Below are 26,730 nucleotides of genomic sequence, written 5' to 3' on the forward strand. Positions count from 1 at the left end.
TTTTCTGGAAATAGTTACTTATCCAGAACGTAGTGGCAGTTAAATATGGCGCTGTATGCGGCGTATATGTTGTAGATAGCAGTCGGGTGAAATTCAGGCTGTGATAAGTTGTTGAGCAAGATATTCAACCCCTCAGTGTGAGATTAGTGGCACCCCTATATCGGGCAGCAATGAAGTAGCACTGATTTTAGATGTGTAATTGTTGGTTCAATAATTAGCCAATCGGAAAACATGTCTATGTAACGAATGTAGGTGCCTCGCTCAATATGGGGTTCCATATTTATATTTAAAATATTAACAAGAGAGGCTGGTTATGTTTAAAAACATGAAAATAGGTATGCGTCTTGGATTTGGATTTAGTTTGGTATTGATTTTACTAATAATAATAGCGTCGATAGCAATTACACGACTTTCAAAATTGAATGAAATGTTGGATCTGGTGGTTAGTGATAGAAATATTAAAGTGGCTATGATTACGGATATCAATAATGAAACCAATAAAATTGCTATCGCGCTAAGAAATATGTTGCTCACAGATAAACGCGATGATCTGGTAAAGCAGGAAGATAAGGTTATCGAAGCGCGGAAAAAAATTCAAGACAATGTAGATAAGTTACAAAAGCTTATCGCATTGCCGAAAGGAAAGGAGATGCTGCAACATATTCTGGATGATCGCGCAAAGTATATCGATAGCCAGAAAAACTTGATAACCATGATTAAAGATGGGAAGAAAGACGAGTCGCGGGCATTTATGACTAACGTACTACGGCCCACCCTGGAAGCTTATCAAGCTAATTTGAATGTTTTTAACGATTTTCAAGTTGAGTTAGTTCGGACAACCGCCAAGGAGGCTACCGAAAACTATAACTTTGCACGTAACTTAATGCTGGCCCTGGCAACAATTGCTTTAGGGCTAGCTGCAGGTATCGCCTACTGGGTCACGCGCAGCATAACAAATCCATTGAATGAAGCAGTGAGTGTGTCTAATCAGTTGGCTAAAGGTGATCTGACTGTCAAGGTCAATGTAAATTCTAAAGATGAAACTGGCCAACTGCTCGCAGCCATGCAAATCATGGCAGACAATATTCGTTCGAACGTAGAGGAGGCGGCAAAAATTGCCAATGAAAATCTGCGTATTAAGATCGCATTGGATAGCGTTAGTACCAATGTGATGATAGCCGACAATGATCGAAATATTATTTACGCGAATGCCGCTGTTGTAAGTATGTTGTCTAATGCTGAAGCTGACATGCGCAAGGCTTTGCCTAATTTCTCGGTGGCGAGATTGGTCGGTTCCAATATCGATCAATTCCACAAAAATCCGTCACACCAGAAGCACTTGCTTGCCACTTTCAACAGTAACCACAAGGCGCAAATTACCGTGGGTGCCCGTATATTTGGGCTGTCGGCTAATCCGGTGTTGAACGATAAGGGTGAGCGCCTTGGCAGTGTTGTCGAATGGAATGATCGCACTGTAGAGGTGGCGATCGAAAATGAGATCAGTTCTATTGTTGAAGGGGCAGTGAATGGTAACTTTACTTTACGGGTTGTAGAAGAAGGGAAAACCGGTTTCTCCGCTAAAGTTAGCACAGACATCAATCAATTAATGGCAACCAGCGAGGAAGGACTGAACGATGTATTGCGTGTTCTTGCAGCCCTTGCTCAAGGCGATCTAACGAAAACCATAGAGAAGGAGTACGCGGGAACATTTGGTGAATTGAAGGTGGCTAGTAACGAAGTAGTTGAAAAATTATCGCATATTGTTACCGACGTAATCAGTTCAACGGATGCCTTGTTACAAGCCTCAGAACAGGTTAGTGCCACTTCACAATCGTTGTCACAAGCTGCTAGCGAACAGGCAGCCAGTGTGGAAGAAACCAGTGCCTCGATCGAGCAGATGAGCGCTTCAATCAGCCAGAATACCGAAAATGCCAAGGTTACCGACGGTATGGCCAGCAAGGCAGCCAAGGAAGCGACCGAGGGTGGCGAGGCGGTCGGGCAGACAGTGTCGGCCATGAAGGAAATCGCAAAGAAAATCAGCATTATCGACGACATTGCCTATCAGACGAATTTGCTTGCGCTCAATGCTGCCATCGAAGCAGCCCGGGCGGGCGAACATGGCAAGGGTTTCGCAGTAGTGGCAGCGGAGGTGCGCAAACTGGCTGAACGCAGCCAGGTGGCGGCGCAGGAAATTGGCGAGCTGGCCTCCAGCAGCGTCGGGATGGCGGAGAAGGCTGGCAGACTGTTGGATGAAATGGTGCCCTCCATTAACAAGACTTCCGATTTGGTACAGGAGATCAGCGCCGCATCGGAAGAGCAATCTTCCGGCGTGAGTCAGATCAACAACGCCATGGGACAGTTGAATCAGATGACTCAGCAAAATGCATCGGCATCCGAAGAGCTGGCTGCAACCGCTGAGGAAATGAGCGGTCAGGCGGATCAACTGCAAGGGATAATGGGATTCTTTACAGTAAAGACGAATACCAGCGGCAGCCAGCAACGTCAGGCTGCTGTAAACAGGGTAGCTGCATCTACAAATAGCAAAGCTGCACGCCCGGCCAAGGCAAAAGCAAAAGCTGCCATGCACGCCCTTGCTGGCATCCCGAATGAAGCTGAATTTGCCCGATTTTAATAGGAGATAGCCATGGGCGCACTAGTTAAAAAGGAAATTCATGCGGCTGTCGTGCAGCAGGAAAGGGGGCAATATCTAACCTTCCTGATTGGAGGCGAGATGTTTGCCATCAGCATCCTCGGCATCAAGGAGATCATCGAATACGGCAACCTCACTACCGTACCCATGATGCCGGATTTCATTCGCGGCGTGATAAACCTGCGGGGTGCAGTGGTGCCGGTAGTGGACATGTCGGCACGCTTCGGCCGCACCGCATCCGAAGTAACGCGGCGTAGCTGTATTGTCATCATTGAAGTCGAAGCGGATGACGAAAAGCAGGATGTCGGCGTAGTCGTGGATTCGGTATCAGAAGTGCTCGAAATACCAGCCGCTGAAATTGAGCCGGCACCGAGTTTCGGTGCCAGGATCCGGGCTGACTTCATCAGCGGCATGGGTAAAGTAAACGGTCAGTTCGTGATCATACTCAACGCTGACCGCGTACTGTCAGTGAATGAAATGGCCATGCTGTCAGGGGCAAGCGTGACGGAGATTGCTGAGGCAGTATTAGCGTAAGCAAGCAGAACACGCATGGTGAGCGACGGATGGGTGAAAGTTGGCGTAATTTACCAAACTTTCTCCATCCTGATGCCATCCACTTCGGCAGTTTTGCCGATCCCAGGTAGACCAAGCGTTTACAATAAACTGTAGAACGAAAAAACCAATGCATACCGCCACGCTAAGAGATGATGAATTTAACCAGTTCCGTAGCTGGTTACATCGCACCGCCGGGATTAATCTCTCCGACGCAAAAAAAGCGTTGGTCTCAGGACGTCTGTCCAAGCGGCTGAAACACTATGATTTGACCAGCTATGGTGATTATTTCCGGCTGATTACTCAGAGCACCGAAGCAGCGGAATTACAGACTGCACTGGATCTGCTTACCACCAACGAGACCTATTTTTTTCGCGAACCCAAACACTTTGATTTTCTGCGAGGGCAGATTTTACCCAAGGCGCATGCAGGCAAAACATTTCGCTTATGGAGTGCAGCCAGCTCGTCCGGCGAAGAACCTTACAGCCTCGCCATGACACTTGCCGATGGTTTGTCTAGCACGCCTTGGGAAATCGTCGCGTCCGACATCAGCACCCGCGTTCTCGAAAAAGCCCGCTCTGGCCACTATGACATGGAACGGGCGCACAATATTCCGCAGTCTCTGCTCTCTAAGCACTGCCTGAAGGGTACTGGTTCCCAAGAAGGTACTTTCATGATTGAGCGCAGCTTGCGCAGTCGCATGCAATTCATGCAAATCAATCTGAATACAACACTGCCGAAGCTGGGCGAGTTTGACGTTATTTTTCTGCGTAATGTCATGATCTATTTCGACATGGATACAAAACGCCAAGTAGTTGCACGCATGTTGCCATTTTTGAAGCCTGGCGGTTATTTTATTGTCAGCCATTCAGAAAGCCTTAATGGAATCACCGATGGCCTGAAATTGGTATCCCCGTCTATATACAGCAAGCCATGAAGCGGTCTGGAAATGTCATTGAAGTATTTTTACAGCCGGGAGATTTTTATTTCGGTGATATGAATACTCGCATCCGTACCCTTCTTGGGTCCTGTGTATCTATTACCATGTGGCATCCGACAAGACTAATCGGTGGCATGTGTCACTACCTGCTACCTGCCCGGGAAAACGCTTCGGCGAATTCGCTCGATGGCCGTTATGCGAAGGAAGCCATGCAAATGTTTGCGCGGGAAATTCGGGCAGCCAAAACACACCCTTCAGAATATACCGTGAAATTATTCGGAGCGGGCAACATGTTTCCCGGTATAAAAAAAAAGAACCCGTGCGATCTTAAAGGTTGCACTGATAGTATAAATATATGCATGAACATCTCCTGCAAAAACATGACTATTGCTCGCTCGCTTGTTGCTTCACACGGATTCGTGGTCACAGCCGAAGACATGGGAGGGAATAGTCATCGGCAGATTGTATTTGATATTCATAACGGCAATGTCTGGGTGCGCAAACCCGGCGTAACCCAGGCATGATTTAAAGAGCGGCAGTTGAAGCAGCTAAAGTTCAGCTAGATCATTTGGCCCCTCATGATGTTCTCACCGGTTTGCCTAATCGTATATTGTTTCAAGACCGACTTAACGAAGCGATTGAGTTGGCCTGTCGTCAAGGTAGGCAAATTGCACTGTTGTTTGTGGATCTTGATCAATTTAAACATATCAATGACTCATTAGGACATGGGGTGGGTGACAAACTGCTGCAATCGGTTGTGCAACGCTTGGTAAGTTGTGTGCGTCACTCGGATACCATCAGCCGTCAGGGCGGTGATGAGTTTGTCCTGCTCTTACCTTATATAAAGCATCCGGAAGATGCTGCTATTTGTGCGCAAAAGATATTGGCCGCGCTCGCCCTACCTCACAATATCGATCAAAACTATCTTTATATCAGTGGAAGTATTGGTATCAGTATTTATCCTGATGATGGGAAGAATGGGGAGACCCTCATCAAGAGCGCGGATACTGCGATGTATTTTGCCAAGGACAACGGCCGCAATAATTACAAGTTTTTCAAGCAGGACATGAATGATCGCGCCGTCCAGCGGCAAACCATCGAAGCCAGCTTGCGTCGCGCACTTGAACGACAGGAATTTGTGTTGTATTACCAACCAAAAATAAATCTTACAAGTGGTGCGATTGTCGGTGCCGAGGCGCTTATCCGCTGGCAACATCCGGAACGAGGGCTGATACCGCCAGGACAATTCGTGGCTATCGCCGAAGACTGTGGCTTGATTCTGCAGTTGGGCCGTTGGGTGCTACGGGAAGCTTGTCTCCAGGCTCGATCTTGGCAGCAGGCTGGGCTACCGCCCATTATTGTTGCAGTTAACACCTCTGCGCTCGAGTTCTGCGCCAGGAATTTTTTAGATAATATCTGTGCAGTGTTCAAGGAAACTGGCTTGGAGCCGCGCTATCTGGTACTGGAATTAACCGAAAGCGTCCTCATGCAAGATGCCGGGTGTACTGATTCTATGCTTCATACACTTGCAGATTTGGGTGTAAAGCTTTCGATCGATGATTTTGGTACTGGCTATTCCAGCCTGAGTTACCTGAGACAATTTCCGATCGACACCCTGAAGATTGATCAGTCGTTCGTGAAGCAAATGTGCAGCAACGCGGACGATGCTGCCATCGTCAGTGCGGTGATAAGCATGGGTAAAAATCTCAAGAAACGTGTCATTGCGGAGGGTATAGAAACACGAGAGCAATACGAACTTCTTCTTGCTCAGGATTGCGACGAGGGCCAAGGCTATTACTTTAGCCATCCGGTGACTGTAAATGATTTCACAGCTTTATTGCAAACTGGCATTTCACCTACAAGGGATTAATCAAAACAACCCCTGCTTGGGCTACTTTTAGTCGATCGTTACAGTTCAGTACTATTCTGCCGATACGAATACAAGTAGGGGAATTGTGAAAATGCCTTCTTCAATTTTCGACAATCAGGCATTCAATCCGTGTTGAGCAGGTCGCTAGCTGAATCACAATAAGAGGTTTTACATGCAGATACTGAATAACATCAAATTAGCTTATCGTTTTGGCTTAATCGTTTTGTCCGTTGTCGTCGGCTTCTCTATTTATGGTATGTGGTCATTCAAGACGCTCAATGAGCTGAAGGTCAACGGCCCAATTTATCACCGCATAGTTCAAGGCAAAGATTTGGTAGCAGATATTCTTCCTCCTCCTGAATACATCATCGAATCCTATTTGGTTAGTTTGCAGTTGGAAGAGAGCGATAAAAACGATCAGCCCTCATTGATTGCTCGCCTTAAAACGCTAAAAAACGAATATGACACTCGTTATGAATTTTGGAAAACAGAAAATTTATCACCAGATCTTAGTGAACCTCTACTCAAGGATGCGCACGAACCAGCTGCCGCATTCTATGAAATGGCACTTAAAGAGTTTGTTCCTGCGATAGAGAGCGGAAATAAAGATGTCTCTGAGAAAGCAATGAAAAAAATGAAATCAGCTTATGAACATCACCGCAAAGCCATTGAGCGCGTGGTTGAAAATGCTAATAAACGCTTCGTTGCTGATGAAAATACCGCGGCTGCTCGAATAAATTCAGCGACGTTTTTAATGTTAACGGTCTTAGTTATATCAGTGGCTGTAACAGTTTGTATCTCTATGCTGATCTCTAAGTCGGTTACGGCTTCTCTACTAAATGTGCAGCGTACGATGCTCGAAATTAAAAACACTAATGATCTTACACGCCGAATAAATATCGAAAGTGATGACGAAATTGGTCAGACTTCAAAAACATTCAACGAGCTGATTATTAGCCTGCAAAGCTCTTTACTATCACTCACTAACAACGCAAACGGTGTATCACAAGCGGCCCTTGAGTTATCTTCTTCCGCTCAGCAAGTAGCACGTAGCTCAGAAGAGCAGAGTTCATCTGCGTCTGCGATGGCGGCAACTGTAGAGCAAGTAACCGTCGGAATAACGCTCATTACTGATGGTGCACGTGAAGCACAGGATATTTCAATCAAATCAGGTAATCTATCCAGCCAGGGTGCTGAAATCATTCAAAATGCAGCTGTAACGATGATGCAAATAGCTGAGACGGTTAAGCAAACCTCCACATCAATTGAAGTACTTGGCTTACGGTCCAACCAAATATCTTCCGTTGTTCAGGTAATCAAAGAAGTGGCTGATCAAACCAACTTGTTGGCACTAAACGCTGCGATTGAGGCAGCCAGAGCAGGTGAGCAAGGTAGAGGGTTTGCCGTTGTAGCAGATGAAGTTCGAAAGCTAGCTGCACGCACCTCTAAAGCCACAGAAGAAATTTCGCACATGATACAAAGTATTCAGAGCAGTACGAATAATGCCATGGAGACAATGAAAGTTGCTGTAACTGAGGCAGACAGAGGTGCGGTATTGGCTCAAGAAGCGGGAGTATCCATTATTCAAATCAAAGACGGATCTTCAAAAGTGGTGGCAGTGGTGAATAATATTTCCGACTCGCTCAATGAACAAAATAGTGCAAGCCAAGATATTGCTGTTCACGTTGAGCGGGTGGCTCAACAGGCAGAAGAAAATACTGCTGCTGCTGGCCAGACCGCAAGCTCTGCAATTCAACTCGAAAAACTAGCAAGCGATATGCTTGCTACAGTAGGTAAATTTAAGTTGTAGTCTTACAGTTGTGCTCTGTCCACTTAGTTTTTATGAGCGAACTTTTTTAGCAACTCGATAATAAGGCTGTTTCATTTGTGTGGTTTGTATTGAGTTGCCAGATGGATAATCTTTGCACTTCTAGCAGGTTGAGCTGATAAGTTTGTTGATTTGCAATCCCTTCCCACTAAGGTGCTCAATGAATTATTTAAATCCACGAATGCATCCCACATCAAGGTTGATAGTCGCAAACAGGACTTCAACGGGGTGTGAGCACGTATTCTTTCCATATCAATACGGCATTGCAATCCTCGCAGGCGGAAAACATTGTCACTACTGGAGATTTGACTTTCGATAACAGTACGACGTCGCAACTCAAAGTCATCCGGATCCGTTCTCGCCAGCCTAGCCCAATCATCGAAATCGAAGTTATCCATTGAGTCAAACTTAAAGCATTCAATGGAAAAAGTCTAGGCTTACTATCAAATTCAATCTGTGCGGAGGAAAGCTATAGAAGGCTGCCTACGGGCAACTTCGACCAAAAGGTAGACAGGTCCTGGGTTCGAGTCCAGGTCGGGGGGACAAACAGGCTTTTGCCAGTTGGCGAGCGTTGCTAATTACATGCGGCCTCTAGGAATCATATAGACCCTTGTTATGGCTTGCCAAGTAGATGCATGACGCGCTGCACAGTGTCCAGACTGGTGTGGGTGATGTTTTCCAGTAGCGGTATTATGTGGGGCAGCAATAGCATCACTGTTGCAAAACCGATTGTTAAAGTAATCGGGAAGCCGACCGCGAAGATGTTCAGTTGTGGCGCGCTACGGGTTAGGATGCCAAGTGCAAAATTAGAAATTAGCAGCGCGCCGATCACTGGCATGCTTAGTTGTAGCGCATTAGAGAATATGCTACCGCCCCATGAGGCCAGAGTATGCAGCGCGATTGCCGCAGGGGGTGCGCTATTAACGGGAAAAGCGCGGAAGCTGTCTGCTAGCGCTTCCAGCATGATGAGATGTCCATTGAAGCTGAGAAAGGCGAGCATAGCGAGGACGCTTAAAATTTGCGCTATCACTGGCGTGTAGGACGTGTTCTGCGGGTCATAGAAAATAGCGAAACCTAGTCCCATTTGAATTCCGATCATATCCCCGGCCATTTCAATTGCCGTGAAAATCAGGCGCATGGTGAAACCTATAGCCAGCCCGGCTAGAAGTTGCTGGATCAGAATAAAAAAACCAAGCGCAGAAGCTGGGTCAATATTGGACTGTACAGTTAAGGTAGGCACCATAATTATGGTTAATAGTATGGATAAACCGATCTTTATACGTACCGGAACTTGCTTATTGCCCAGGATAGGTGAACTGGCGATCATGGCCAGGATGCGTACAAACGGAAAAATGAATAGGGCGAGCCAGGAAGATAACTGGGCGCTGGTGACAGTAATCATTGCAATTATTTAACGGGTGAGATCGTCATTACGCACTTATCTGGAACATCATTACCCAACCAGCCAGGGAATGCTGCTGAACAGGCGCTGGATATAATCCAGCATCATGCCCACCATCCACGGGCCGGTGATGATCAGCACCCCAAACATACCGATCAGCTTTGGAATAAATGACAGAGTCATTTCGTTGATTTGGGTGGCTGCCTGGAAAATGCTGATCAGCAGCCCGATGATTAGAGCCGTTAACAGTGCAGGAGCTGATACCATCAGGGTTAGCTCCAGTGCCTGGCGGCCAAGTGTCATTACGCTTTCAGGGGTCATGGTTGTTTAGCCTCAAGTATAAAAACTGTGTACTAGCGATCCGATCAGCAGGTTCCAGCCATCTGCCAGCACGAATAGCATAATCTTGAAGGGCAATGAAATCATCGCTGGCGATACCATCATCATACCCATAGACATCAGTATGCTGGCCACCACCATATCGATGATTAGAAACGGGATAAATATTACGAAACCAATCTGGAAGGCTGTTTTTAGTTCGCTGATGACATAGGCTGGCACCAGGATTTTTAGGGGTACTTGATCCGCACTTTGCAGCGGCTCGCTATTGGAAATTTGAACGAAAAGAGCGAGGTCTTTTTCACGCGTTTGTCTCAGCATAAATGCCTTGAGCGGTACGCTGCCGGTATCGAATGCTTGTGCTAGCGTCAGTTTGTTCTCGCTGAATGGCAGGTAGGCGTCAGTATAAATTTTATCCAGCACCGGCGACATAACGAAGAAAGTGAGAAACAAGGCTAGTCCGACCAATACCTGATTGGGCGGAGAGGAGGGCGTGCCGAGAGCGGAGCGTAACAGTGATAGCACGATAATAATGCGGGTAAAACTGGTCATCAGCAGCATTACGGCCGGTAAAAAACTTAGCGAGGTAAGCAGAAGCAGCGTTTGTAAGCTAAGCGAGTAGGTCTGCCCACCACCTGATGTAGCGGTGCTAGTAAATGCGGGCAGGCCAAGATCAGCCGCAAATGCTGCGGGGATTAGGCTAAATAGCAGGGTTGCTACTAGAAGTGAACTAAGGCGCATTACGCTTTTCCATCATTTGTTTCAGCCAAGCCTGGAATTTTCCATTGGTATTGATAGCCATGCTCACTTGTGCTGTGGGTAATTCGGCTTTGGGCATGCTGTGCAGGGTGCGCACCTGTCCGGGAGCAACGCCTACTACCAGCCAGGTATCGTTGATTTCCACTAGTACGATGCGTTCGCGTTGACCTACCGCCACCGCGGCTTGCACCTTAATCAGGTTGCCGGCGGCATGTTGAGGTAGATTGATGCGTTTTAATATCCATGCAACCAGCACCACCGCTGCCAATACCAGTAGCAAGCTGAAAATGACCTGCATGATGCTGCCGGACGATATTGTTGCAGGTGACGGAGGAGTGTAAGCGGGGCGTGTGTTTTGCGCTGTTGCGAGCAGAGGTGTGTAAAAGCCGGTGATGAGGCAGAGGCGCGCGCAGATGAATCTTGGTTTGTTCAATAGATTGCCAAAAGTTTTCATTTCAGCGGCTGAGGCGGCGTAAACGTTCAGATGGGGTGATAACATCGGTGAGGCGGATACCGATTTTTTCGTTCACGACGACGACCTCACCTTGTGCGATCAGAAAGCCGTTGATCATTACATCGAGCGGTTCGCCCGCCTGGCCGGTCAGTTCTACCACCGATCCTTGCGCCAGTTGTAGCAGATTTTTGATGGGCATCTTGGTGCGGCCAAGCTCAACCGTTAGTTGAACCGGGATGTCCATGATCATATCGAGATCGTTGTGCACGGCCGTGCCAGCTGCGCTGGTGAATTGCGAGAATGCATGCGGTTGAGCAGCGGGTTGTGATTCGCTGGATGGTGTGCTGGTAGCCTGTTCAGCCATTGCTGCACCCCAGTCATCAGCGCTAATTTCATCCATATTGTCGTCAGTCATCATTGTCTCCATTAGCCAAATTGCCACTTGTATTGCTCAACATTTTTTCCACTTTAAGGGCGTACTGGTTGTTGAAAATGCCGTACTTGCATTTCATTACGGGCACTTCATCCACTAGCGCCGTAATACTGTCTGCCACATCTAATGGGATGAAGTCGCCGTTGCGCATTCCCAGCACCTGTTCAAATGTAATTTGAGCTTGACCGAGAATCGCAGTCAATTCAATTTCTGCGGATTGCACCTGTTTGGATAGTGTGCGCAGCCATCGCTTGTCTACAACCATATGGTCGCCTTGCATGCTGCTATAGAGCAGCTCGCGAATTGGCTCTATCATGGAATAGGGTATTAATGCATGAAATGCACCGCCTACGCCGCCGAATTCAATGTCGAAAGTGGTGGTAACAACTACTTCGTTCGGCGTGGCGATATTGGCGAACTGCGGGTTCAATTCCGATCGCACAAACTCAAATTTCAACGGATATACGGCTTGCCAAGCTTTGTTATAGGACTCGAATACGGCAGCCAGTAGTTGCTGGATGATGCGCTGTTCGGTCTGGGTGAATTCGCGTCCCTCGACCCGGGTGTGAAATCGCCCATCACCACCGAACATATTGTCTACTACTAAAAAAACCAGGTTGGGATCGAAAATAAACAGCGCGTTGCCCCGTAAAGGCTTGGCTTGCACGATGTTGATGTTGGCAGGTATCGGTAGATTGCGGAGGAATTCGCTGAATTTCTGTACGCGTATGGGCCCCACTGAAATTTCCGCAGTGCGCCGGATCAAGTTGAATAAAGTTATTCTGAACAGACGCGCAAAACGTTCGTTGAGGATTTCCATCGTGGGCATACGCCCACGCACGATTCGTTCCTGCGTACCCATGTTATACGGGCGCACAGTGCCTGGTGCTTCGGCTGGCGCAGCTACCTCATCCGCCTCCCCTGTTACTCCCTTGAGCAGTGAGTCAACTTCGTCCTGTGAGAGAAAATCGCTCATGACCTTATTACTGGATGATGAAAGAGGTAAATAGAACGTCCACGATGCTGTTCTCCTTTTCGCCGTTGGGCTTGGCGGATTCCACTTTTGAATCTGATGTGGCGGATGACTCTTCGGCGCTTGTTGCTTCTACTGGACTAGTTGCTTCTACGCTGGATACAACACCGGATTTTGCACTTGCATCAGCAATTGCATTGGAGACGGCGGGCGCAGTACGCAGGCCAAGCACGATCTCGGTTTCAGCAATAATTTCATTGACGAGTTTTTTTTTGCCTTTGGATGCAGTTAATTCTGAAGGGTATTTGCCGGACAGCAGTACCAACAGGCGGCTGCGAATTTCTGGAAGATTTTGCTTAATTTTTTCTTCCAGTTCTGGCTGAACGATTTTTAGTGTGATGCCGATTTGTAAAAATTGGTCAGCTGTCTCGCGTTGCAAGTTAACCGTAAAAGGCTCCAACGCAATAAATTTTATGTGCTCGGATGATTTGGTAGTCTTTTTGTCGCTCTTGCCGTTGTGATTTTCGCCCTTGGTAAAGTACCATCCTGCGCCGCCCGCAATCCCTAAAACCAAGACACTCCCTATGATGATGAACAATATTTTTTTGCTTTTTGGTTTTGTCTGGACTTCAGTAGGTAGAGGATCCGACTCTGTTTTTTTAGTTACCGGTTTTACCATTGCAGCTCCTTAATTTTCTGAGTTGAATTATCAGAGAAATTCAATCGGTATGATAAATGGAATAAGGCGGAGAATTCCCGCCAACTTGGCATTTAGTAATGTTCTGGTTCGGTAACGCAGTTTTCTTTTCTGTTGAGAGGAGAGAATAAAACCGTGGTTATTTCTAACCCCCTAAAATTAGGAACTCGCATAATTACCGTATTTATTGCGTTGTTCATCAGGCAAACGTATCCACTGATCCCTGCTGATAGCGCCCAGACCTGACTTGGGTGCTGCTGACGAGGATAGCGTCATCTATTTTTGCTTGCCGGCTTTCTCTTCTATGCTGTTGGTCAGTTTGTTTCGTTTGCTGTTCTCTGGGAGATTGGTCGCTTACTGTGGCATTGCTCAGCATAATTCCATTATCGGCCAGCATTTCACGAAGCTTAGGCAGTGCCTGTTCTATCGCATCGCGTACAACGGCATGTGCTGAAGTGAAGATCGCAGTAGCCTGGCCACCATCTACTTTTATTAATACATCCACCGGGCCGAGTTGCGGCGGATTCAGGTGCAGTTCTGCACTTTGTCCGTGCTGAGTAGCTACCCAAACAATCTTCTGGCTAAACTCATCGGCCCAAGCCTTATGTGTCACGGGCATGTTTACGGAAAGTGATATCGGTGAATTTAAGTGCGTGACATTTGACACCGGTGCTTGTAGTGCGACCAGAGTCGTTGCATCAGGCTGTGGCGCGCTTGCCTGATTGGATAATTCGGTTGTGAGTTGTGCATCGGCCAATAATGTCATGCTTTTGCTACTATGACCGGAATTCAAGATTTCCAGTGTAGTGGCAGGTGTGGCAGGTGTGTCGTACCCAAAGGACATTTTACTTGTAGCGATAGATTGTGCTCGATTGCGTGAGAGAGCTTCTGATTGAGTTGGCTGTGCGCGGCTGATGGATATTTGCGGGGCAAGGTTAGATGGCAACAATGCTGCCAGCATATCGTTGGGTAATGCGCTGAGACTATCCAGTGTTGGTGCTTGTGGTTCGATAGATTGCTCATTACTGGAAGTTGCGGTGAGTATGGTATCCGTGGCGGGGCTGGAAGTAGCGGAGAGTATGTTCTCCGTGGTGGACAATGCGGGTAGACGTGTGTCAGGAGTATTGGTTTTTGTAGGCTGAGCGCTATCCGCGAGCTGACGCGCCAGCACGTTGCCGAAAGTTTCTGTCGGCAACGTACCATCGTCCGCTACTACTGGGGACGTATGCGCCGCAACGGCGGGCGAGGTCACCGGGATGATTATGTTTTGCATGATGTCTCCTGAGTTTAGATATCGTCTTGTGCAGCCATGACTTTGCGTGCAGAGTGACGCCCTGTGTGTTCGTCCTGTTGTCGCTGTTCTAATTTTTCTTCCAGTTTTTTTTCTTTTTCTATATGGCGTTGTGCCAGCGTATCGAAAGATCTCATTTTGCGCTGCGTATTTTCCAGTTCATTTCGTCCGGTTTGGATCGAGTGGCTTATTTGTTCAAGGGCATTGCGTTGTTGTGTAACTGCTTCGTCCAGACGGCGAATAAAATTTTGAAAATTACGCAAATTAATTTGATTGATACCGTTCTGAATCTCTTGCTGCAAGCGCATCTGATAGTCTTCGCGATATTGTTCCAAGGTATGTAGCTTAGTTTGTGCGGCCTGCTGTTGCTGGATTAACTGGCCGAATTTTCGGGTGGCATCATCATTTTTCTGGTGTGCCAAATGTACCAGCGGTTGCATGGAAAATATCTTGGACATGGTTTAGTTACCTCAGTGTAGATCTTCAAATAGATGGTTAAAGGCGGTGATACCGCTAGCATAGGATTCACGCTCGAACATACCTTGCTTGAGGAAACGTTCCATATAGGGATAGAGCGTAATCCCTTCGTCCAATAATGGATCGCTGCCGTTGACATATGCGCCAACACTGATTAAATCGTGGTTACGTTGATAATGTGCATATACGTGTTTGAAGCGGTGTACCAAGGTGAAATGCTGTTCTGAAACAAGGGAATTCATAGCGCGGCTGATGGAGGCCTCGATGTCTATGGCAGGGTAATGACCTTGTTCAGCCAAGCGGCGCGATAACACAATATGGCCATCTAAAATGGCCCGTGCGCTATCGGCGATAGGATCTTGTTGGTCATCTCCCTCCGTGAGGACAGTATAGAACGCGGTGATTGAGCCGCCCCCTTCGGTGCCGTTACCGGCACGTTCCACCAACTGGGGCAGCTTGGCGAATACCGAAGGTGGATAGCCTTTGGTGGCGGGGGGCTCGCCAATCGCCAGTGCAATTTCGCGCTGCGCCATGGCATATCGGGTGAGTGAATCCATAATAAGCAATACATGCTTACCCTGATCACGAAAATATTCGGCGATAGTGGTGGCATAGGCGGCGCCTTGTAAACGCATCAGCGGACTGGTGTCGGCAGGGGCTGCGACCACAACTGAACGCGCCATGCCTTCTTCTCCCAGAATATTAGTGATGAATTCCTTCACTTCGCGTCCGCGCTCGCCGATTAATCCCACTACGATGACATCGGCACTGGTATACCGCGCCATCATGCCGAGTAACACACTTTTTCCGACACCACTGCCAGCGAATAGTCCCATGCGTTGGCCGCGTCCGACAGTGAGCAGATTATTAATAGCCCGTACGCCGACATCCAGAACATCCTCGATCGGTGCGCGGTTCAGTGGATTGATGGGACGGCTTTGTGAGGGTGCGGTTGTTACTGCCACTAGCGGTCCCAACTGATCCAGTGGACGGCCAGCTCCATCCAGCACTCGGCCAAGTAACTTGTCACCTACTGGCAGATGGCGTGTGTGATCAGTTGCGCGCCGCCGGAAGGTACGCTGTTTGCCGCCCAGCAGTGGCGCACTCACCGGTTCTAGCGGCACTACGCGCGCGCCGGGTATCAGTCCATGAACGTCATTTTCTGGCATGAGAAATAGTTTTTCCCCAGAGAAACCGACCACTTCCGCTTCGATTCGATTGTTGGGTAATTCGATAACACAAGTGCTACCAACTGCCATCTTTAAACCGACCGCTTCCATTACGAGCCCGGTGACCTTGGTCAAGCGGCCACTGATTAATAAAAGTTTGCTCTGTGCGACGAATTTCTGGTTGTTTTGCAGGCAGGCTTGCCAATGCTGGGCATGGTCGTCCATGGGAGCCAGAATGGCGGGGGGAGGGGAGTGAATGATAGGGGAGGTCATGATTCCAGCCATGCGTTGTCTTGCCCGATAGAGGCGACTACTCGTTGCCAGCGTTTAGGCAAAGTAGCATCAATCTGGCTATGTGCTGTTTCCACACGGCAACCTCCGCGTTCAATTTGGCTATCCTCGAAAATTTTCCAACCGGTATGGAGCAACTGCTCACCCATGCTTGTGCGTAGTAGTTCTGCATCGTCAGTATGCAATACAAGATGGGCATGTTGATTGAAATACGGCAGTTCACTAATAGCTGAGCGCACCACATTTAGCAGCAGCTCGGGCTTGATTTTGAGTGCTTGTTGTAACATCTGTTTAGAAATTTCTAATGCCAGATTCAGCAAGTCCTGTGCGATTCGCTGATCCACTTGCTGCAATTCTTTGTTCAGTGATTCCAGCATGTTTGTTATGCGCTGTGCTTCAGTGCCGGCTTGTTTCATACCCTCGGCATAACCAGCCTGATAGCCTTCTTCATGCGCCTGTATATGTATGTCTTCAAGCTGGGCTGCAGTGGGCAAGTCGATCGTGGGAGGTGTACCCGCTTCCTTCACCATATCGAAGGCGGGCAGCTCCCAGCGCTGATAGGCAGTAAGGTTTCCCTTGGGGGTGACAGCGTCAGGCATAGGATTCTTCTCCCCCTTTTCCACCTAGAGCGATCTGCCCTTCGTCCGCAAGGCGGTGTACTATTCTGAGAATTTCTTTTTGTTCCGCTTCTACTTCGCTGACCTTGACTGGACCTTTCCCACTCAAATCTTCGCGCAGCATTTCGCCAGCGCGTTGCGACATATTTTTGAAGATTTTTTCACGTAGTTCTTCGCTCGCGCCTTTAAGTGCAACAATTAGAGATTCGGATTGGACCTCACGCAGAATGAGCTGAATACCGCGGTCATCCACTTCCAGGAGGTTTTCAAAGACAAACATTTCATCAAGAATTTTTTGTGCCAAGTCAGCGTCATGACTGCGGACTATTTCAATGACGACACCTTCCTGTACGCTGCCCATGAAGTTGAGGATTTTCGCTGCGGTGCGAACACCGCCCTTAATGCGCTTCTTGTTGACCGCGTTGCCAGTGAGCAGCTTGGTTAATACATCGTTAAGTTCACGTAGCGCGGTGGGTTGTACCCCATCCAGGGTGGCAATGCGCAATAGTACGTCGCTACGCGTACGTTCCGTCAATAAACCCAGGATGCTGGCAGCCATATCAGGTTCGAGATGCACCAGGATGGCGGCTATGATCTGCGGGTGTTCGTTGCAGACCAGTTCGGCGACCGATGCTGGATCCATCCACTTCAGACTTTCAATACCGCTAGTATCACTATTGTGCAAGATGCGATCGAGCAAGCCAGCTGCTTTGTCGTCTCCCAGTGCCTGGGTTAGCATGCTGCGGATATAATCGCTTGCATCCATGCCGATGGTTGTTTTTTGTGCGGCAATTTCGTGAAATTCATCGAAAACATTGCTAACCTGTTCACGCGTCAGATTTTTGAGCGTTATCATCGCGGAACTGATCTTCTGCACCTCCCTCGGCTCAAGATATTTAAGCACCTCCGCTGCTTCGCGCTCACCCAGCGTCATGAGCAGAATCGCGCTTTTGGTGATACCTGCATCACTCATTGCTATTCACCCATCCCTGAACAACTGATGCCACGATCTTGGGATCTTGTCCTGCTATTTTTTTTGCGGCTTCTAAATTAGTTTCATAAGAGTTATTTGCCTGCTGTGCTGCGTTTTGCGCTGTGCTGCGTTCTTGAGCCGCAGTTTCCACGGCATTATCAGTTTTGCTCGCCACTGTTGGTGCAGACGCGGCGGAAAAATTTCTGAAAGCTGGGCGAATGACACCGAACAGCAAAAACAGCCCGATACCCGTGATTAATAGATACTTCAATAAGTCCTTCGCCAACGCGATCATTTCTGGCTGTTTCCAGAAGGGTTCTTCTGGAGTTATAGTTTCTTTTTCAACGTTGAAGGCGCTGTTTAGAACGTTCAGACTGTCACCGCGGCTGACGTTGAAGCCCATGGCGTCTTTTACTAGTGCGGTGATTTGCTCCTTCTCGCTGTCGTTAAGTGGTTTGGAGCTTTTCTTTCCATTTTTGTCGGTAATGGTACGATTGTTGAGCACTACTGCAACTGACAAGCGCTTAATGCTGCCTACAGGCAATTTGGTGTGGCGGATGGTGCGATCCACTTCATAATTGACGGTGGATTCCTTGAGGGAGCTTGTCACACCGCCGCCATTTGCAGCAGGCACAGAGCTGGACGGGGCGACGATGGGCGCGGTGGCAGGAACTGGTGGCTGATTCGATAACGCACCCGGTACGCCAGATGCATTTTGGTTTCCGCCATTCGTTGAAGCCGTGGTTTGCTGGCTGCGTAAAGTGGACTCTTTTGGATCCTGGTTGGGCTTGTAGCTTTCGGCCGTCTGCTCGGTTTGTGCGAAATCGACGTCTGCTGTGACTTGCGCACGTACGTTGTTAGCGCCGATTAATGGTGCGATGATGGCTTCAATGCGATTGATATAGGCTTGTTCAATCTGCCGTACGTAACTGATTTGAGTAGCGTCCATCTGCCCGACAGTGCCCTCTTTGACAGAGCTCAACAGAGAACCACTTTGGTCAACTACGGTAACATTTTTGGCTGGCATATTAGGCACGCTGCTGGAAATTAGATGCACGATGCCGCTTATCTGGCTGCCATCCAGAGTACGGCCAGGGTGTAGTGTCAGTACCACGGACGCGCCGGGTTGCTGTTGTTCTTTCACAAATACTGTCGGTTTTGGTATGGCCAGGTGTACTCGTGCGCTTTGCACCGAAGCCAGTGTTTGTACCGAGCGCGCTAACTCACCTTCCAAAGCACGTTGGTAATTCATCTGTTCGAGAAATTGGCTGGTGCCGAACTTCTGATTTTCCATCAATTCGAACCCGGCTAAGCTTCCCTTTGGCAGACCTTGTGAAGCCATGCGTAGACGCACCTCATGCACCTGATCGGCGGGGACCAGCAGGGCACCGCCGCCTTCAGCGAATTTATAAGGCACGTTCATTTGTTGCAGTGATTCGATGATAGCTCCGCCATCGCGATCGGAAAGATTGCCATACAACACGCGGTAGTCTGGAGTTTTTCCCCACGTCCACATGCCAAAAAGTAGCGCGACCATGGCCGCAGTAGCGACCAATAGCCCTACGCTTTGCTTGCTATTGAACCCTGAAAACGTTTGTATCAGCGTAGGGGTTGGATTGAGCTCTGCCATTTTATTCGCCGCATTTTATGCTTAATAGATTTTTGAACAAAAGATGAAATATCGTAAGTTGTGCCAACACATTAGGTAACAAAGTTTTGTGCAGGCGCATGCAATAAAATCATTGTCGCTTCTAAATGTATCTTTAAGAATTGTTGATCCAGTAACGTATGCTATGCATTATCACCAGACATTTCAGATGCCGTACGGTGAAAAGCGAGAGAATTCTGCTGCTTTTCTGGCGCTAACATAGTAGGGGCGGGTGATAAAGTGCATGCTTCAATAGAAGAGGTGAGTCATGAATGTCTCTGGAGTGGGTGGTTTGCTGGCTGAAATGCGCGCAGCAATGGTTGTCGCGCAAGGCGGATCTGCACCGAAAATCGACGCAATTGCAACGACAGATTTCGCCAGCGTGCTGAAATCTTCACTGGATGGAGTAGCTCAGGCGCAGAATCACGCCGAAACCATGCAAAAAGAATTTGTACTGGGTAATGATAAAGTTAGCTTAAGCGACGTGATGATAGATATGCAAAAAGCGAATATTTCATTTCAGGCTACTGTACAGGTTCGCAACAAGGTGATCGCTGCCTATAACGATATTATGAACATGCAAGTGTAAAGGCAGCAGTATCTTGACCTTCATTAAAAATTCGTGGGCATGACGAATCGTACTATTAAATGGCCGGCTACTATAAAGCAGTCGAACCTATAGCGATTGTTCCATCAACTTGTGATATACGAACGCTAGCAAGGGAATCGAATCTTCGGTGGATATGTCTACGAATTGGAGGCCGAGCTGGCATGGCAAATCGGTATCCTTGAACTGATGGGTATTGACGGATTTAATAACGGCATCCAGTTTCAGGAAGGTCTCGACACCGTTGACGATCACCTTGAACTTGATGCTAAGCTTCTGGCCTTTGTGTCCGAATACCTTTTTAACCCCAACCATTGCACCTTCAATGCTTATATTAACAATGGTTCCGGCTTCTTGGAGCTGAACGTCGTCGTAACCGGTGATAGCGCAAATCAACTTGACCTTGGCACGATCGCCTTTACGCACGACTAGCGACCGAACCTCCCGAGGATAGGCGAGGTGTAGGTAAGGATAGGGCGTATGTAGGCTTTTGAGTATATGCGTCGTAAAGGCAAAGGCGCTCCTGCCCGAAAATACTCTCAAGATATAAGTATGGCCAACGCGCATCAACTCATATTTTCCGTCGATCATCGGCGTGGTCACAAGCACGCTGTGACCATGGGAAAGCCCGATTAGTGTGGCTGAATAGCGCTCATCGGCACCCTCGGTCAGAATTTGTAAGTTGACGAGATCGCCTATCTGAAGGCGCGCTTCTTCCAGTGTGGTTATCTTCTCGGATATTTTTTCCTGCGCCTGTTTATGAATTGGGGTCATTAAACGGTACCCTCACGACATGAGATTGCAATATGCAAACGTTTCATTGTAAGTGATAAACGGGAACCCCCAACTTTGTTTTTTCATTGCCGACTAAATCGACATACTTAATTAACGTTGTGAGAGATTTTGGCTTTGTAGGTTTGTAAGGTAACGTTGTAGCATGATGGCCATCGTGCCATTCAAGTGGAGGAATTTGCAGCCTGCACGTTTCTTGACCTCTCCATTATGCATGGTAATTATAAAAATATTCTTTACTAGTATAGTGGCAGTCAACATGCCAATATTGGGCAGATGAATATGGCAGACTGAGTAAACCTTCCCCGGTTGAAATTCAGTGTCACTCTCTTGGCATTCTAGTGCCACGCCTCCAACACTGATATCCATAATGGTCGGGCTACTCTTGAGAGTTGGCGCGTCTGACTTGGCTGGAATGACACAAATGAGTGGCTTTTTCACAGGCACAATTAAGCGGAAATAATCGCGCCGTTGTAAGTACAGCAGGCTATTGGGCATCGGTAAAAAAAATGCTTCTTTATTCTTGAATAAAGCGTTTTCGATTTGGTGCGCTACGAACTGCACTTTCACCTGCAGGTACGAACTGACAAAGATTATTTTATGGCTTGGCAGGATACGCCGATTGTCTGCCTCTCGGAGGCTGATATCCAGCCACACATTCTGTTCGTCAATCCCAAGCAGCTTGGTTAGAATGAAATCATTTTCATCGTCATAGTAAAGTGCCGCGAGCGAGCTGGATTTCACAATACCGCGGAGTATGGATTGAATTTCCTTGTTTGAGTGTATGCGGAATTCACTATCTTCACCGTCTGAAATGAGCTCTATTTTTAACGGAATTTCTTTTTCTTTGGCCATGCTGCACCTAATTAAAAATTAAAATCAACACATCTCTAAAAATTCCACCGAGATTTTTTTTTCCGGCAATACTTAAATAAGATGGTAGTTTTTTATGCTTAAACTGGAACGATCAAGTGAAGAGTTTTTTGCTGTCATGGTTATGAAGCGTAATAACATATTGAGTTAATTAAATTTTAATTATAAGTCATAAAAGATGGTGATATTATCATTGCATTCCGCAATCACATCTCTGGGTTAGCGGGAGTTTCTCCATGCTCCAAGCGGTATAGCCAAGCTAGTAGTTCCGCCACAGCCAGATAAAGCTGCGGTGGAATGTGCTGATCCAGCTCAACTTGCATCAGCAATCCCACAAGATCCTCCGATTCATGCACAAACACGCCATGCTCTTTGGCACGTTTGATGATTGCCTGTGCGATCAAGCCACGACCCTGTGCCACGACTCTGGGGGCTGATTCGTGGTCATGATAAGCCAGTGCGACAGCAATTTGGCGTTTATTGGGTGGGCTCATGTTGCGTGATTAGCGTACTGACAATTGGAATTCCACAGTCGGACATGGTAGCGACTAGTTGCGAACTGGCATTGCCCAGTGTGGCAAGTGTCGTTGGGGAACTGGCATTTAGTATTAGGCTTAGGCCTGTATTATTGAAATTTAATGTGGCAGAAACCATGCCCAGGTTGGGCAAATCAAGATGGATTTGTGTGGCCCATTGCTGCTGGTTATCTGTTGCAGGCGTTTGCGAAGCTTGTTCGTGAATTTCCCATTGCATAGCTTGGCCTGGCCAGATATTACCTTGCCATAACATCTGCTGTGTTTCCAATGCGTTGATTTGCTGCTGTATGAGTGGTTGTAGATGGTGGGGAATTAATGGAATTTTTTCTTCTGCTAAGGCTGCCGTATTTAATTGGCTTGTAGAGGGGATGTTACCGTCAGGTAAAGACAATGTTTTAACGTTTGTTGAAGGGTTCGCTGTTGCGGAATTCTGTGGTTCTTGCAGAAGTTGCGAAGTGCTGCGCGCGCCTTCTAGCCACTGAACCTGATGTGATTCATAGAATAGACCGCTGTTACTCAAAGCATCGTGCAGCAGTCCGGCCAGTTGCCCGCTTTGCGTGGTCTGGGGTGTTGTCCACAGTGGCGGGCTTTTCATCGCGCGCATATCAATTTGCTCGCGCGGTTGCTGGGATAGAGCAGATAGCAGCCGTGATACCGAACTTAATTCCTCCTGTGTGGATAACGGGTTGTTTGAAGCGGACATGCTAAAGGTCAGGCGGGGAGTTGTGGCGATGACTTGCAGTTTGATCGTGTCGCCGCTATGGATAAAATCTGGAAGCAGTATTTGAGTAAGTTGTTCGCCAACACGAACATTGAATAACCCGGGGGATACTTGATTTTGTACAATGCCCTGAATTTTTTGCCCCGGCTCAAACTGTCCCGTTTTAGGTGCCGTGTCAATAGCAGCTGTCGGAAGCGTTTTTTGCGCTAGTCCGAGCACCTTGAGTGTATTCAGGAGTTTGACAGGCAGCATGTACATTTAGCGTGTTATGCAGAATGCTACAGTATTTCCCCGCTTTCCTAAAGCATGGTTATGCCTGCACGCATTCTAATTGTTAATATTCGCTGGAGTAAGTCTGCTGCAAACGGCGTTCTTGCCCCGTGCTACGCATGATGCGCTGTAATTGCTCAACCCACGGTTCTGTATGGTTACGGATTTCCGCATCGTCTGCGAGGATTTTACGGATCAACTCCACTTTACACAATCGTGTACTCTCGTTAGGCGGGATGCCTATATCTTGAGTTTTCATGATTTCTACATGTTGGCTACATTGTTTCTCCAATTCTACCAACTGATCCCACTGGCCATCTATGGCGGCTACGCGCATCTGGGCGGTGATAGATGAAAGAAATTCGTAATTTTCGATAACTGGATTCATGGTCTACATCCTTTAATCTTGGTTTATTGATTGCGTAACTATGTTGTTGACCATTTCGATTCGCTTTATGTTGCAGGTATAACCAAGCATCGTCGTTCAGGGTATCGGCTAGCGTCTAGAAAACTTTAACTGGGTTCTAGGATTTTTATCCGCTCTACTGTAATGCGTTAGAGCGAGTAGGCTCTTATTCACTGTCTATACACCTCCATAAGCTGACATGGCATGTCTGACGGTTGCTGACTGGGGAGTGGAAATTGATTGGACGTTGACTACTTGCGGTTTAACAGTGGAGACTGCCTGTTGCCGCGCGATGATGGGGACAGCAGGCGAGGTTGATGTGGTTTCTGGGCGTATGCTTTCCCAAGCACCTTTCAGATCATTCAACAGGCGAGTAACTTCATTCAGAGCGATCTCGTCGTTCTTCAAGTTGGCGGTCAGCAGGCGGTTGGTCATGTAGTCATACAAGGCCGCGAGGTTGTGTGCCAATTCGCCGCCCACGTCTTTGTTCAGGCTGGCTTTCAGACCATCATCAATGATCAGAATGGCTTGGGAAATGGCAGCACCTTTGGCAGGAATATCTTTGCGCAACATTCCGTTCTTTGCATTGACAATAGCCAACAATGCGCCTTGAAACAACATCAAAATCAGTTGGTGCGGGTCTGCTGCCGCTACGCCGGATTCGACCCTCACTTTGTTATAGGTTCGGATTGCAGTCATTGTGTTCATGATTTTCTCCTACTTAAAATTTTGGTAAATTGGCAAGTTGCTGGGTCAGGTAGGTGCTGGTCTGGTTCATGCTGGTTAACATGGCATCCAACGCACTATATTGCATGCGATAACGTTGCTCGATGCCGACCAGCCGCGCCTGTAATGTGGTGCGCCGGTTGCCGATGTCTGCAATGGATTTGTTGATGCCATTGGTACGACTCACCAGAACTCCATCGCCAGCAAGAATGGATGTTGACCATTTATTCAGTGAGTAGGCATAGCCTTGTGAGTAATTCAACATGCCGCGTGCCCCCAATACTCCGCCGTTGATGCTGATGCTTAAATCTTGCGGATCGCCGCTGGTTGCGGTTAGAGTTTGACCAGAGCCGGTCGCAGTTATCCCACCAATGGTACCGGCTACATTTACTCCGGCCGACTGTATCGGTGCACCACCCATTAAGTCGAGCGCTCCGTTGCCACCGGCGATGGCGACACTGGAGCCAGAACCATAATTAGCCGCAGTCACCGAAAGCACGCCGGCATTTTGAGTAACGGCAACCGAAATACCCGCTGCGGATAGCTCGCTCGCGCTGTTGATTTTCGATTGCAGCTCGGCCGCTAGCGACTGTGCAGTATAGGTAGCGGCAGTCAAGGTCACGGAAGTGCTGACCCCGTTGATGATAAAGCTCAATGTGTCATTGGTGGCCGTAGTGATGGTGGTATTGGCAGCGGCTGATCCAACGGCTGTGCCTCGGGTAGCCAATTGGCTGATGTTCACCGCATAGTTTCCAGGTTTGGTGGCGTTGCTCGCAGAATTAAAGTTGACCAGGCTGTCCGTGGCATTTCCCACTGCGGCAAACAAACTGGCAATGTCGTTAAAGTTGTTAGAGATTGCGTTGCCGAGTTTGGTGCTATCCAGAGCCAGTGCCCCATCTTTTTGGAAAGAAACGCCTACCTGTGAAAGTGTGGTCAATGCGCCAGAAGTACCCGCAATGGTAGTTGTTAATGCGGCGCGCAATTGTGACTGCAGGGAGCGTACCGTGCTATCGCCTTGCAACAGTGCGCCTGTTTTAGATGCAGGATTGTAAGCCGACAATGTTGTCAATGTAGAGGATAAATCGTTGTAAGCCTTAACGAATCCAGAGATGGAGTTGCTGATTGCGGCGGTGTCGCGTACTACCGTCAGGCTTGTAGCTGAAGTAGTGGTCTTGTTCAGATTGAGGGTCACCCCTGGAATTACGTCAAAAATGGTGTTAGAGCTTTTGCTCACCGTTACGCCATTCACCTTGAAGTTGGCATTCTGAGCAGTGACAGTCTCGGCGAGATGCTGTATGCCAGCCGGATCGTTTGCTAGCAGGTTACTTACTGCAGTGTCGCCCGTCACGTTGATCTTGAGGCTGTTGTTCGCGCCATTGTTATCCGAAGACAGAGCAAGACGATAGGGGGTGCCGCTACCGTCGTTGATGATGGTTGCTGTTACGCCCATCTTGCCAGCATTGATAGCATCACGGATACCTTGCAGCGAATTATTAGTGCTGTCTATGGTGATGCTCTTGGTAGCGTTGCCATTGCTGGTAAACGCTGCGCCGGTATAAACTCCGGTGACGGCACTGAAGGTACCACCGCTGATGGAACCAAAATCGAACGTCACTGTAGTTGTAGCACCTGCGCCGATCGCAGCGGTGCTGCTCGTTTGCCCGGAGGCAACCAACTTTTGTGCCTGGGCTAGGCTAGTCACATCCAAAGAATAAGAGCCCGCTATTGCAGTGCTGGCGGCAGTAGCGGAAAAAATGGTGGCGTCGGAAGGGGTAGCATTGACCGCTTGAAATTTGCTGGCATTACTTAGCCCTTGCAAGGCAGTTTGGAAGGTTGCCAAGGCACTTTTGATTGTCCCAAAGGCGGAAAGTTTGGCCTGATAGCTGGCTTCTTTGACATTCAGTTTGGTAATGGGTTGTTGTTCCACCGTCATCAACTGACTGACGATGCTGTTGACGTCGATGCTTGTGCCAGTCGTTGCAGATGCGGTGGTAGTCACCATTCTGAATTTCTCCTAGGCCTTCTGTGTCAACAATAAACCATTTTGAATGCGGTCTATTGCGCGAGTAAGTGACAGTCCTTCTTCAGAAGGGAATTGACGAATCAGATCGCCGGTTGTCGAATCAACCACTTTAATTATAGATTTCTTGGTGCTGTCGTCTACGCTGAACTCAACGTCCTTGTTAGCCTGCTGCAACATTTGATTGATGTTGTCTACCGCACTCTTCAATTCTGTTGCGGAGGTCTGCTGTTTGGCGATTTGTTGCGCCGCAATTTCAGGCAACTCTGAGGCTACACCAGGCCTGGAAACAACCACACCAGGCTCGCCATTACTGGCGAGCCTGTCATTTGTGAGACTAGCAGGCTGTTGAGCCTGAGTCGTGTTGCTTATGTTTGGGATGAGCATTTTGCTTCTCCTTCTCTTAAAAACCTAGC

29 protein-coding genes are annotated in these 26,730 nt (G+C 48.1%); 7 read left to right on the forward strand and 22 right to left on the reverse strand.

Features of this window, described 5'->3' with window-relative positions:
* Positions 1 to 325 precede the first annotated feature (325 nt).
* The 6 genes from MKZ32_RS06630 (at position 326) to MKZ32_RS06655 (ending at position 7,822) form a co-directional block, all read left to right on the forward strand.
* Positions 326 to 2,632 (forward strand): methyl-accepting chemotaxis protein, encoded by a 2,307-nt coding sequence (locus MKZ32_RS06630; protein WP_275584265.1) that lies wholly within the window; start codon positions 326 to 328, stop codon positions 2,630 to 2,632.
* Positions 2,633 to 2,644: 12 nt separating this feature from the next.
* A complete protein-coding gene (locus tag MKZ32_RS06635; RefSeq protein ID WP_239796546.1) occupies positions 2,645 to 3,184 on the forward strand; it encodes a chemotaxis protein CheW in 540 nt (179 codons plus the stop codon).
* A gap of 148 nt (positions 3,185 to 3,332) precedes the next feature.
* Complete coding sequence (locus MKZ32_RS06640) at positions 3,333 to 4,139, forward strand: CheR family methyltransferase (RefSeq protein WP_239796547.1); 807 nt, start codon at positions 3,333 to 3,335, stop codon at positions 4,137 to 4,139.
* Positions 4,136 to 4,666, forward strand: a complete 531-nt coding sequence (locus MKZ32_RS06645) for a chemotaxis protein CheD (RefSeq protein WP_239796551.1) — start codon at positions 4,136 to 4,138, stop codon at positions 4,664 to 4,666. Before MKZ32_RS06640 ends, MKZ32_RS06645 begins: the two co-directional genes overlap by 4 nt.
* Before the next feature lie 44 nt (positions 4,667 to 4,710).
* A complete protein-coding gene (locus tag MKZ32_RS06650; protein WP_239796552.1) occupies positions 4,711 to 6,012 on the forward strand; it encodes a putative bifunctional diguanylate cyclase/phosphodiesterase in 1,302 nt (433 codons plus the stop codon).
* 172 nt (positions 6,013 to 6,184) lie between these two features.
* Positions 6,185 to 7,822, forward strand: a complete 1,638-nt coding sequence (locus tag MKZ32_RS06655; protein ID WP_239796553.1) for a methyl-accepting chemotaxis protein — start codon at positions 6,185 to 6,187, stop codon at positions 7,820 to 7,822.
* A gap of 71 nt (positions 7,823 to 7,893) precedes the next feature.
* On the opposite strand, the gene MKZ32_RS06660 is transcribed toward MKZ32_RS06655, so the two are convergent.
* From MKZ32_RS06660 to fliF, 14 genes are all read right to left on the reverse strand, one after another.
* The gene (locus tag MKZ32_RS06660; RefSeq protein ID WP_239796554.1) at positions 7,894 to 8,238 is read right to left on the reverse strand and encodes a DUF3135 domain-containing protein; all 345 of its coding nucleotides are present in this window, start codon (positions 8,236 to 8,238) and stop codon (positions 7,894 to 7,896) included.
* A 215-nt stretch (positions 8,239 to 8,453) separates the two neighbouring features.
* Positions 8,454 to 9,242, reverse strand: a complete 789-nt coding sequence (fliR, locus tag MKZ32_RS06665) for a flagellar biosynthetic protein FliR (RefSeq protein WP_239796555.1) — start codon at positions 9,240 to 9,242, stop codon at positions 8,454 to 8,456.
* A 51-nt stretch (positions 9,243 to 9,293) separates the two neighbouring features.
* On the reverse strand, positions 9,294 to 9,563 hold the full coding sequence (fliQ, locus tag MKZ32_RS06670) for a flagellar biosynthesis protein FliQ (protein ID WP_173052001.1): 270 nt from the start codon (positions 9,561 to 9,563) through the stop codon (positions 9,294 to 9,296).
* 12 nt (positions 9,564 to 9,575) lie between these two features.
* Entirely contained in the window at positions 9,576 to 10,322 is a 747-nt protein-coding gene (fliP, locus tag MKZ32_RS06675; RefSeq protein WP_239796556.1) for a flagellar type III secretion system pore protein FliP, read from the reverse strand.
* A complete protein-coding gene (gene fliO / locus MKZ32_RS06680) occupies positions 10,312 to 10,773 on the reverse strand; it encodes a flagellar biosynthetic protein FliO (protein ID WP_239796557.1) in 462 nt (153 codons plus the stop codon). The genes fliP and fliO overlap by 11 nt, the downstream gene beginning before the upstream one ends.
* 22 nt (positions 10,774 to 10,795) lie before the next feature.
* Complete coding sequence (gene fliN, locus MKZ32_RS06685; RefSeq protein ID WP_239798110.1) at positions 10,796 to 11,209, reverse strand: flagellar motor switch protein FliN; 414 nt, start codon at positions 11,207 to 11,209, stop codon at positions 10,796 to 10,798.
* Positions 11,202 to 12,203, reverse strand: coding sequence for a flagellar motor switch protein FliM (gene fliM / locus MKZ32_RS06690; RefSeq protein WP_239796558.1), 1,002 nt, complete (start codon positions 12,201 to 12,203; stop codon positions 11,202 to 11,204). Before fliM ends, fliN begins: the two co-directional genes overlap by 8 nt.
* 7 nt (positions 12,204 to 12,210) lie before the next feature.
* Entirely contained in the window at positions 12,211 to 12,879 is a 669-nt protein-coding gene (locus tag MKZ32_RS06695) for a flagellar basal body-associated FliL family protein (RefSeq protein ID WP_239796559.1), read from the reverse strand.
* Positions 12,880 to 13,096: 217 nt separating this feature from the next.
* Positions 13,097 to 14,170 (reverse strand): flagellar hook-length control protein FliK, encoded by a 1,074-nt coding sequence (locus tag MKZ32_RS06700; protein ID WP_239796560.1) that lies wholly within the window; start codon positions 14,168 to 14,170, stop codon positions 13,097 to 13,099.
* A 14-nt stretch (positions 14,171 to 14,184) separates the two neighbouring features.
* A complete protein-coding gene (gene fliJ / locus MKZ32_RS06705) occupies positions 14,185 to 14,646 on the reverse strand; it encodes a flagellar export protein FliJ (RefSeq protein ID WP_239796561.1) in 462 nt (153 codons plus the stop codon).
* Positions 14,647 to 14,658: 12 nt separating this feature from the next.
* Positions 14,659 to 16,107 carry a flagellar protein export ATPase FliI gene (gene fliI, locus MKZ32_RS06710; RefSeq protein WP_420887721.1) on the reverse strand — a complete coding sequence of 483 codons (1,449 nt, stop codon included), beginning with the start codon at positions 16,105 to 16,107 and terminating at the stop codon, positions 14,659 to 14,661.
* Positions 16,104 to 16,724, reverse strand: a complete 621-nt coding sequence (locus tag MKZ32_RS06715; protein WP_239796562.1) for a flagellar assembly protein FliH — start codon at positions 16,722 to 16,724, stop codon at positions 16,104 to 16,106. Before MKZ32_RS06715 ends, fliI begins: the two co-directional genes overlap by 4 nt.
* On the reverse strand, positions 16,717 to 17,715 hold the full coding sequence (gene fliG, locus MKZ32_RS06720) for a flagellar motor switch protein FliG (protein WP_239796563.1): 999 nt from the start codon (positions 17,713 to 17,715) through the stop codon (positions 16,717 to 16,719). The genes MKZ32_RS06715 and fliG overlap by 8 nt, the downstream gene beginning before the upstream one ends.
* The gene (gene fliF, locus MKZ32_RS06725) at positions 17,708 to 19,345 is read right to left on the reverse strand and encodes a flagellar basal-body MS-ring/collar protein FliF (protein ID WP_239796564.1); all 1,638 of its coding nucleotides are present in this window, start codon (positions 19,343 to 19,345) and stop codon (positions 17,708 to 17,710) included. Before fliF ends, fliG begins: the two co-directional genes overlap by 8 nt.
* A 286-nt stretch (positions 19,346 to 19,631) precedes the next feature.
* Here fliF and fliE point away from each other — a divergent pair, with 286 nt between their 5' ends.
* The gene (gene fliE / locus MKZ32_RS06730; RefSeq protein WP_420887722.1) at positions 19,632 to 19,952 is read left to right on the forward strand and encodes a flagellar hook-basal body complex protein FliE; all 321 of its coding nucleotides are present in this window, start codon (positions 19,632 to 19,634) and stop codon (positions 19,950 to 19,952) included.
* 87 nt (positions 19,953 to 20,039) lie between these two features.
* On the opposite strand, the gene MKZ32_RS06735 is transcribed toward fliE, so the two are convergent.
* The 8 genes from MKZ32_RS06735 to MKZ32_RS06770 all read right to left on the reverse strand — a co-directional run bounded on the left by MKZ32_RS06735 (position 20,040) and on the right by MKZ32_RS06770 (position 26,701).
* Positions 20,040 to 20,744 carry a flagellar brake protein gene (locus MKZ32_RS06735; protein ID WP_239796565.1) on the reverse strand — a complete coding sequence of 235 codons (705 nt, stop codon included), beginning with the start codon at positions 20,742 to 20,744 and terminating at the stop codon, positions 20,040 to 20,042.
* A 111-nt stretch (positions 20,745 to 20,855) separates the two neighbouring features.
* Positions 20,856 to 21,617 (reverse strand): flagellar brake protein, encoded by a 762-nt coding sequence (locus MKZ32_RS06740; RefSeq protein WP_239796566.1) that lies wholly within the window; start codon positions 21,615 to 21,617, stop codon positions 20,856 to 20,858.
* Positions 21,618 to 21,841: 224 nt separating this feature from the next.
* Complete coding sequence (locus MKZ32_RS06745; RefSeq protein ID WP_239796567.1) at positions 21,842 to 22,129, reverse strand: EscU/YscU/HrcU family type III secretion system export apparatus switch protein; 288 nt, start codon at positions 22,127 to 22,129, stop codon at positions 21,842 to 21,844.
* On the reverse strand, positions 22,113 to 23,150 hold the full coding sequence (gene fliK / locus MKZ32_RS06750) for a flagellar hook-length control protein FliK (RefSeq protein ID WP_239796568.1): 1,038 nt from the start codon (positions 23,148 to 23,150) through the stop codon (positions 22,113 to 22,115). The genes MKZ32_RS06745 and fliK overlap by 17 nt, the downstream gene beginning before the upstream one ends.
* A gap of 76 nt (positions 23,151 to 23,226) precedes the next feature.
* On the reverse strand, positions 23,227 to 23,550 hold the full coding sequence (locus MKZ32_RS06755) for a flagellar protein FliT (protein WP_239796569.1): 324 nt from the start codon (positions 23,548 to 23,550) through the stop codon (positions 23,227 to 23,229).
* Between the two features lie 195 nt (positions 23,551 to 23,745).
* The gene (fliS, locus tag MKZ32_RS06760; RefSeq protein ID WP_239796570.1) at positions 23,746 to 24,276 is read right to left on the reverse strand and encodes a flagellar export chaperone FliS; all 531 of its coding nucleotides are present in this window, start codon (positions 24,274 to 24,276) and stop codon (positions 23,746 to 23,748) included.
* A gap of 13 nt (positions 24,277 to 24,289) precedes the next feature.
* Positions 24,290 to 26,296: a flagellar filament capping protein FliD gene (gene fliD, locus MKZ32_RS06765; RefSeq protein WP_239796571.1), complete on the reverse strand. Its 2,007-nt coding sequence runs from the start codon at positions 26,294 to 26,296 to the stop codon at positions 24,290 to 24,292.
* A gap of 12 nt (positions 26,297 to 26,308) precedes the next feature.
* Positions 26,309 to 26,701 carry a flagellar protein FlaG gene (locus tag MKZ32_RS06770; RefSeq protein WP_239796572.1) on the reverse strand — a complete coding sequence of 131 codons (393 nt, stop codon included), beginning with the start codon at positions 26,699 to 26,701 and terminating at the stop codon, positions 26,309 to 26,311.
* Positions 26,702 to 26,730 lie beyond the last annotated feature (29 nt).

This window comes from Candidatus Nitrotoga arctica (assembly GCF_918378365.1).
In the GTDB taxonomy this organism is placed as follows: Bacteria; Pseudomonadota; Gammaproteobacteria; order Burkholderiales; family Gallionellaceae; genus Nitrotoga; species Nitrotoga arctica.

What these genes read in the sequence shown, in the direction of transcription:
- fliS (WP_239796570.1), bottom strand. Translation starts at nt 24,276, where the DNA reads ATGAACACAATGACTGCAATCCGAACCTATAACAAAGTGAGGGTCGAA.
- MKZ32_RS06740 (WP_239796566.1), bottom strand. Translation starts at nt 21,617, where the DNA reads ATGGCCAAAGAAAAAGAAATTCCGTTAAAAATAGAGCTCATTTCAGAC.
- MKZ32_RS06645 (WP_239796551.1), top strand. Translation starts at nt 4,136, where the DNA reads ATGAAGCGGTCTGGAAATGTCATTGAAGTATTTTTACAGCCGGGAGAT.
- fliG (WP_239796563.1), bottom strand. Translation starts at nt 17,715, where the DNA reads ATGAGTGATGCAGGTATCACCAAAAGCGCGATTCTGCTCATGACGCTG.
- fliJ (WP_239796561.1), bottom strand. Translation starts at nt 14,646, where the DNA reads ATGTCCAAGATATTTTCCATGCAACCGCTGGTACATTTGGCACACCAG.
- fliE (WP_420887722.1), top strand. Translation starts at nt 19,632, where the DNA reads ATGAATGTCTCTGGAGTGGGTGGTTTGCTGGCTGAAATGCGCGCAGCA.
- MKZ32_RS06700 (WP_239796560.1), bottom strand. Translation starts at nt 14,170, where the DNA reads ATGCAAAACATAATCATCCCGGTGACCTCGCCCGCCGTTGCGGCGCAT.
- fliQ (WP_173052001.1), bottom strand. Translation starts at nt 9,563, where the DNA reads ATGACCCCTGAAAGCGTAATGACACTTGGCCGCCAGGCACTGGAGCTA.
- fliD (WP_239796571.1), bottom strand. Translation starts at nt 26,296, where the DNA reads ATGGTGACTACCACCGCATCTGCAACGACTGGCACAAGCATCGACGTC.
- MKZ32_RS06745 (WP_239796567.1), bottom strand. Translation starts at nt 22,129, where the DNA reads ATGAGCCCACCCAATAAACGCCAAATTGCTGTCGCACTGGCTTATCAT.
- MKZ32_RS06630 (WP_275584265.1), top strand. Translation starts at nt 326, where the DNA reads ATGAAAATAGGTATGCGTCTTGGATTTGGATTTAGTTTGGTATTGATT.
- fliF (WP_239796564.1), bottom strand. Translation starts at nt 19,345, where the DNA reads ATGGCAGAGCTCAATCCAACCCCTACGCTGATACAAACGTTTTCAGGG.
- fliM (WP_239796558.1), bottom strand. Translation starts at nt 12,203, where the DNA reads ATGAGCGATTTTCTCTCACAGGACGAAGTTGACTCACTGCTCAAGGGA.
- MKZ32_RS06755 (WP_239796569.1), bottom strand. Translation starts at nt 23,550, where the DNA reads ATGAATCCAGTTATCGAAAATTACGAATTTCTTTCATCTATCACCGCC.
- fliI (WP_420887721.1), bottom strand. Translation starts at nt 16,107, where the DNA reads ATGACCTCCCCTATCATTCACTCCCCTCCCCCCGCCATTCTGGCTCCC.
- fliN (WP_239798110.1), bottom strand. Translation starts at nt 11,209, where the DNA reads ATGACTGACGACAATATGGATGAAATTAGCGCTGATGACTGGGGTGCA.
- MKZ32_RS06695 (WP_239796559.1), bottom strand. Translation starts at nt 12,879, where the DNA reads ATGGTAAAACCGGTAACTAAAAAAACAGAGTCGGATCCTCTACCTACT.
- fliK (WP_239796568.1), bottom strand. Translation starts at nt 23,150, where the DNA reads ATGTACATGCTGCCTGTCAAACTCCTGAATACACTCAAGGTGCTCGGA.
- fliP (WP_239796556.1), bottom strand. Translation starts at nt 10,322, where the DNA reads ATGCGCCTTAGTTCACTTCTAGTAGCAACCCTGCTATTTAGCCTAATC.
- MKZ32_RS06770 (WP_239796572.1), bottom strand. Translation starts at nt 26,701, where the DNA reads ATGCTCATCCCAAACATAAGCAACACGACTCAGGCTCAACAGCCTGCT.
- fliR (WP_239796555.1), bottom strand. Translation starts at nt 9,242, where the DNA reads ATGATTACTGTCACCAGCGCCCAGTTATCTTCCTGGCTCGCCCTATTC.
- MKZ32_RS06655 (WP_239796553.1), top strand. Translation starts at nt 6,185, where the DNA reads ATGCAGATACTGAATAACATCAAATTAGCTTATCGTTTTGGCTTAATC.
- MKZ32_RS06735 (WP_239796565.1), bottom strand. Translation starts at nt 20,744, where the DNA reads ATGACCCCAATTCATAAACAGGCGCAGGAAAAAATATCCGAGAAGATA.
- MKZ32_RS06715 (WP_239796562.1), bottom strand. Translation starts at nt 16,724, where the DNA reads ATGCCTGACGCTGTCACCCCCAAGGGAAACCTTACTGCCTATCAGCGC.
- MKZ32_RS06635 (WP_239796546.1), top strand. Translation starts at nt 2,645, where the DNA reads ATGGGCGCACTAGTTAAAAAGGAAATTCATGCGGCTGTCGTGCAGCAG.
- MKZ32_RS06660 (WP_239796554.1), bottom strand. Translation starts at nt 8,238, where the DNA reads ATGGATAACTTCGATTTCGATGATTGGGCTAGGCTGGCGAGAACGGAT.
- MKZ32_RS06640 (WP_239796547.1), top strand. Translation starts at nt 3,333, where the DNA reads ATGCATACCGCCACGCTAAGAGATGATGAATTTAACCAGTTCCGTAGC.